Raw genomic sequence first — 5736 nt, 5'->3', positions numbered from 1 at the left:
TTAATTATCCGATTTTTGAAATCTGAAGGTCTAATTGAAATTTGCCATCAGCTTCGTTTCCGTTAATTAGTTCGAAAAGTTCTAATGCTCTTCTTGCATTTTTCTCTTCTTCTCTTTGCTCAGCTACATACCACATCATAAAATCTTCTGTAGCGTAGTCATTCTCAGCTCTACATTTTGCGATTACTTTATTGATTGCTTGAGTAACTGCAATTTCGTTTTGTAAAGCAATTTCGAATACTTCTCTAAAAGAAGCAAATTCTTGCTGTACTTCTGGAACAGATGGCGTAACTGCAATTCCTCCCATGTCTGTAATATATTTGAAAACTTTTAGAAAATGCTCTCTTTCTTCTTCGGCTTGCTTGTATAAGTAAGATGCTGTATTTGCGTAACCGTTTCTATCTAACCACGCAGCCATAGCTAAATATTTATTAGAAGCGTCGCTTTCTATTTTTGCCTGTAAGTTCAATATATTTTCGATTCCTTCAACTAATGAAGTACTTGTTCTTAGTAAATCTTTCATAACCTTAAATTTTTATACGTGTAAAATTACAAAAATTAAAGGAGGCATCTGTAACTGCTTGAAAATTTGGATTTAATCTAAGTAAGAATCTAAATAAGCTCTACATTAACAATATTGCAAAGCATAGAATGCAATGTAAGGGTAAATTTTGTTCCGTTAAGTAAATCTCTCAACTGCACTATTTCGCAGATAGTAAGATTTCTAGAGAAATTTCTTTTGGTAGTTTCGATCAACTGAGCGTCTGACTGGTCAGATAAGTCATAAAGCATGTTAAGAATATCAACGCTATTAACCTTTCTTTGAAAAATCAAAAAATCCTGAATTTTATAACTTGACACTGTATCAACAAAATTGATGATTATACTGTTGGTCAAATCACATTGGTAACTGTATCCTTTTTCGGTTTCAAATAATACTTTGGTAGTCAAATCGCTAACTAATGCCATTCTGATAAAATTATAACGATGCAAAAATATAGAATTTCAGTCAATTAAACACGTAATTAAGACTAATTTAAAATAACAAAGTGGGTTTATCCTTTTAAAAACATCTCAAAAAGGCAAAAACTCATTTATTTTAAAACCAAAATCCGATTAATTCCTTAAAAAAATCAAAAGCAAATCTTGCGAGCTGCCCAGAACAAATAATCTAAAAAATAGCCCTTTCAAAATCTGAAGAACAAATCGTGTTTGAAAACACTGACGAAAACAAAAAGCCTCAAATCCAGACTTCAGCCGAAAAGGTTTCACAAGCTAGAAGAAATAGCTTCATTAATACATTAAAAACCCAAATAAAAAGAGCTCCGTTTCTTTGAGAAAATCAAAGAAGTCTACTCATTTAAATCTTATTTTATATTTCTTATGCCTAAGAAAATAGCTATTTTTGCAATATAAAATCTCTGTTTTGAATTATACCCTTTATAAAAATACTAAAATCTCCTATACCGATTCGGGAAAAGGAAAAGCAATCGTTTTACTTCACGGATTTCTTGAAAACAAAAAAATGTGGACAGAATACATTGATCTGTTTTCAGAAAAATATCGCGTTATAGCAATCGACTTATTAGGTCATGGCGAATCTGATTGTTTAGGATATATTCATAAAATGGAAGATAATGCCAGTGCTGTAAATGAAGTTCTGGAACATTTGAATATTGAAAAAACTACAATCGTAGGACATTCTATGGGTGGCTATGTTGGTTTGGCTTTCGCCGAATTATATCCAGAAAAAATTCAGAAATTAGTTTTACTAAATTCTACTTCTAAAGAAGACAGCGAAGAAAGAAAAATAAATAGAACCCGCGCTATTAAAGCTGTAAAGCAAAACTATGTGGGTTTTGTAAGTTTAGCAATAGCAAATCTGTTTAGCGAAAACAACAGAATTCGATTAGCAGAAGAAATCGAGAAGGTAAAAACAGAAGCTTTGAAAACGCCTTTACAAGGAATTATTGCTTCGCAAGAAGGAATGAAAATTAGAAAAGACCGAGAAGAATTGGTCCATAAAAATTTGTTTCCTATTTTATTTATACTAGGCAAAAAAGACCCTGTTTTAAATTACGAAGAAAGTCTTTCTCAAATTGAAGATACTACAGCCGAATTGGTTTCTTTTGAAGATGGGCATATGAGCCAAATTGAAAATAAAGAAGCTCTAAAAACTGTTTTATTAGATTTCTTTGAATAAAAACCGAAACTATCAAAATCAAAAAAGGCCATTTCTAACCTAGGGTTGAAATAGCCTTTTTCTCATTCTTGGGGGCAAAATATCGTTATAACTTTGAAGTAATGTCTTTCTTGTATTTAGATAAAGTCGCTCTTGTTAAACCAAGATTTGCTTTAGTAGAATCTACTGCTAAGTAGATAAAGTATCTTCCATCTTCAGAAACATCAATAATGTGAATCTGATCTGTAAGGGTAATTAAAATATCATTAATTTTTTGATTTAATCCTAAGGCTCTAAGTGCATTTAATTTAGCTTTTACAACTTCTAAATTATATGCCGAAGCCAATTCTGGATCAAAATCAGATTTTACTGTTAGAGAGCAATAGGACATTCCTGTTTCAACTTCTGTAACCGAAACAGCAATAAATCCGTTAATATTTTCTTTTAAATCGTTTTGAAAATTTTGTAAAAAATCTGACATGTGTATTAAAATATTTGGTTTTTAAATTAGTTGTTAAAAATAGAATCCATTTTTCTTAGCAATAATCCCATTTTACTTAAATCTTTAGAAAGCAACGCGATGCAATTATCATCTTGATTTTTGCTTGCTACAACAATTCCGTCGTTATTTTTAATCATAACTTGCTTAAGATCTCCATTGTTAACGTCTTCAGACATTTCAAGGCACATCTTTAAAATCATTCCGATCATTGCTGCAACATTCCCGTCATATTCTAAATTAACAGACTCGTTTAAGACGCCATCAATATTAAAACTCAGTCCAGACTCTGCGCCAGTCTCTTCTACTAGTGTTTGTAAATCAATCATATTCTTTTATTTGTCATGTTTTTGGAAGCGCCAAAGATATTTTAATATTAGCAATTGTAAGCTAAACACTTGTTAAAAAAAGATGCAGTATAACGTACTGACGCACTTTTATTTATCACTTAATTAATGTCGTTTTTTTGCAAAAAATCTGCAAAAAATCTTAACATAAAAAGTAAATAATACTAAAAACGTAACATTTTACTTAACAAAACTCATTTCTAAAATTAACATTTGCAGATTGTTGCATTTGACAAAAGTTTTTATACAGCTTTGCAAAAAAATTTTATCAAAATGAAAACTGTTGACGAATTACGCTTTGATTTAAATGTAAAACTGGAGAAGTTTAGAAGATTTCGTATTGAAAACGGACACATTAACAACACGACTTCTGAAGAAAAATCTAAGAAAGGTTTCTTCAAAAAAATATTCAGCTAAAAGCATCAAAAAAAGCCGAATTTGTTTGAAACAAATTCGGCTTTTTAATTGGTTATATGCGACTTAACTGCATTTAAAATTTTGAAAGCAGCTTTATTTCATATGATACTTCGTTTATTCCAAGTGACAATAACCATATCTTTTACATAAGATTTTTCTTTAAATTGCATTCATTGGAATTCCATTTCTTTTTAAAGACAAATCAATAAAAAATCACTAAAAAACTTAGGTTTTAATTGATTAAAAAATTATCCATCTTATCCAAAAAAACACTCTTTCTTTCAAAATACCCCTTTCTAGCTTTTTGATTTTAAAGAAATTTGAACATAATAAACAAATATTAACTTCCGCTTTTGTTTATCGCCTCATTAAAAAAAGCACACAAAAAGGAACACCACTCAAAATAAACTAATTACATCAAAAAAACAACTTGTAAAATTAACCGATTTCAAAGTATTGCATTTTAAAAAAGCAGACTTATATTTTTTCTTCAAAAGGAATATTAATATCAAAAATCTCCGCTAACAAATTGGCTATTTCTTCCAGATAAGAATTTAAGATTTGAGGCGTCACTATGACATCTAGATCTTTTTCTTCTTTAAAACCAAAAGGCAAAAATCCTGATTTTAGGTTTTTGAATGAAATAATTCCAACTTCTATCGGAAGTCCGCCCGCTTCTTTTTCAAACATGAAAGCATAAGCCAAAACCTGAATAATTTTATCGTTTTTAATCTCCTGCGTTAATCCGTTCCAAGTTTTCAATACAACACTAGCCTTTTCTACTTTTCCAGTCTTATAATCAATAATTCGAATTTTGCCATCTCGACGCTCTATACGGTCGACATTTCCTTTAATTAAAACAGGAAATGGTAATTTTGGATGGACAAACTCACGTTCAAAAGTTTGTTCTAAAGCGACAATCTGAATCGCTTCATTATTTTTAACCGATTCCAATTCCATTTTCAAGAAATTAGAGACGTTTCGTTTTGCCACTTCAAAAGCCAAAAGATTACGTCCTTTCTTAATTTCTCCTTCTTTATAAACCAACTTAAATTGCTTAAGAACTTCGTCATCCAGCAACTTAAAGCAATTTGAAAGATCATTCTCAGAAATAAACTTCCCTATAAAAGGTTCGTACAATGCTTTTAAAGTCTCATGAATAATAGTCCCTAAAGTATTCAACGCAATGTTTTCTTCAACTTCTTCAACTTCACGAATTCTTAATATCTTCTGAAAATAAAATTCAATTGGATTCCGAATATAACTAGTCAAAGCCGACGGAGAAAATCCATTAACAGCAATTTCTTTCAAACGCTCCATCACCAAATCAGACTTTGGGACAGAAATAGGCTCATAAGCTGTATTTGGGAGATCCGGATTATAAATATCAAACGTAATATTATGCTGTGCTTTTTTTTCGACTTCTAATTGCGTTATAAAACGGCTTCGCTCTCCCGCATCCAATCCGTCATTTTCCGTATTATAAATCAAATAGATATTTTTAGCCCTTTGCAATAAATGATAAAAGTGATAGGTGTAAATCGCATCTTTTTCTTTAAAAGTCGGAAGCCCAAGCTCTCTTTTTACATCATAAGGAATAAATGAATTCTGCGATTTTCCAGCTGGAAATTTACCTTCATTCATAGAAGTTATAATTACCGTCTCAAAGTCCAAAACACGGCTTTCTAAAACTCCCATAATCTGCAAACCACGCAACGGTTCACCTTCAAAAGACACTTCTGCCAAATCTATAATTTGCTTATAAATTGAATGAAGCGTATCAATATTATCAATATGATGATGTTTAGAATAGTAATTTATAAGTTTATTAATTACTTTAAAAACTCCGTAGACAAAGGCTTTCGCAATTTTTTCTTCTTCGTTATCATTACTAAAATGATCTTTTATTGCAATTAATAAAGCAGAAATGTTTTTTAAAACCGCAACAGAACCATTTATCCATTTTTCAAACAACAAATCAAAGAAACTCGAAGGCTCAGGATGAAGCTCTAAAATTTTCTGATGGGTAATAAAAGTATAATTGTTTTCTTTAATAATTCTTACTAATCTATGCGCATTTGCATAAGGTTCAACCAACGGATGAGTTAAAATATCAAGCACATCTTTATAATAAAAAACATAACTGCCGCCTTTTCGAGAAAGGGCATTGGTATGCATTTTAAATAATTTGGCAACAAAAATCTGCGACGGATTGTTCTTTCCAGAATATCCCATTGTAATATTTAAAGCCCCAACAGATGAGGGAAGCGAATACAAAACAGGAACCAATA

The 5736-nt window shown here is 30.7% G+C and carries 7 protein-coding genes; 2 read left to right on the top strand and 5 right to left on the bottom strand.

Translation table 11 applies throughout. The features are described 5' to 3' along the window. Positions 1-4: 4 nt before the first annotated feature. Positions 5-523, bottom strand: coding sequence for a ferritin (locus tag B3J44_RS01625; protein ID WP_198855348.1), 519 nt, complete (start codon positions 521-523; stop codon positions 5-7). Between the two features lie 89 nt (positions 524-612). Next, positions 613-969, bottom strand: a complete 357-nt coding sequence (locus B3J44_RS01620; RefSeq protein WP_274254603.1) for a hypothetical protein — start codon at positions 967-969, stop codon at positions 613-615. Positions 970-1426: 457 nt separating this feature from the next. Here B3J44_RS01620 and B3J44_RS01615 point away from each other — a divergent pair, with 457 nt between their 5' ends. After that, positions 1427-2203 carry an alpha/beta fold hydrolase gene (locus tag B3J44_RS01615; RefSeq protein ID WP_286965190.1) on the top strand — a complete coding sequence of 259 codons (777 nt, stop codon included), beginning with the start codon at positions 1427-1429 and terminating at the stop codon, positions 2201-2203. Between the two features lie 85 nt (positions 2204-2288). Here B3J44_RS01615 and B3J44_RS01610 read toward each other — a convergent pair whose 3' ends face one another. Both B3J44_RS01610 and B3J44_RS01605 read right to left on the bottom strand, forming a co-directional pair. Next, positions 2289-2663, bottom strand: coding sequence for a hypothetical protein (locus tag B3J44_RS01610; protein WP_198855345.1), 375 nt, complete (start codon positions 2661-2663; stop codon positions 2289-2291). Positions 2664-2689: 26 nt separating this feature from the next. Beyond that, entirely contained in the window at positions 2690-3010 is a 321-nt protein-coding gene (locus B3J44_RS01605; RefSeq protein ID WP_198855344.1) for a hypothetical protein, read from the bottom strand. 291 nt (positions 3011-3301) lie between these two features. Here B3J44_RS01605 and B3J44_RS01600 point away from each other — a divergent pair, with 291 nt between their 5' ends. Next, positions 3302-3445 carry a hypothetical protein gene (locus tag B3J44_RS01600; RefSeq protein WP_198855343.1) on the top strand — a complete coding sequence of 48 codons (144 nt, stop codon included), beginning with the start codon at positions 3302-3304 and terminating at the stop codon, positions 3443-3445. 477 nt (positions 3446-3922) lie between these two features. On the opposite strand, the gene B3J44_RS01595 is transcribed toward B3J44_RS01600, so the two are convergent. Continuing rightward, positions 3923-5736: PD-(D/E)XK nuclease family protein (locus tag B3J44_RS01595; protein ID WP_286965183.1), on the bottom strand; the 1814-nt coding region annotated here is incomplete at its 5' end.

The organism is Flavobacterium sp. UBA4854 (genome assembly GCF_002399805.1).
Lineage (GTDB): Bacteria > Bacteroidota > Bacteroidia > Flavobacteriales > Flavobacteriaceae > Flavobacterium > Flavobacterium ginsengisoli.
Note: the sequence above shows the minus strand (reverse complement) of the source record. Positions and strands in the feature narration are given on the sequence as shown.

What these genes read in the sequence shown, in the direction of transcription:
- B3J44_RS01605 (WP_198855344.1), bottom strand. Translation starts at nt 3,010, where the DNA reads ATGATTGATTTACAAACACTAGTAGAAGAGACTGGCGCAGAGTCTGGA.
- B3J44_RS01625 (WP_198855348.1), bottom strand. Translation starts at nt 523, where the DNA reads ATGAAAGATTTACTAAGAACAAGTACTTCATTAGTTGAAGGAATCGAA.
- B3J44_RS01620 (WP_274254603.1), bottom strand. Translation starts at nt 969, where the DNA reads ATGGCATTAGTTAGCGATTTGACTACCAAAGTATTATTTGAAACCGAA.
- B3J44_RS01600 (WP_198855343.1), top strand. Translation starts at nt 3,302, where the DNA reads ATGAAAACTGTTGACGAATTACGCTTTGATTTAAATGTAAAACTGGAG.
- B3J44_RS01610 (WP_198855345.1), bottom strand. Translation starts at nt 2,663, where the DNA reads ATGTCAGATTTTTTACAAAATTTTCAAAACGATTTAAAAGAAAATATT.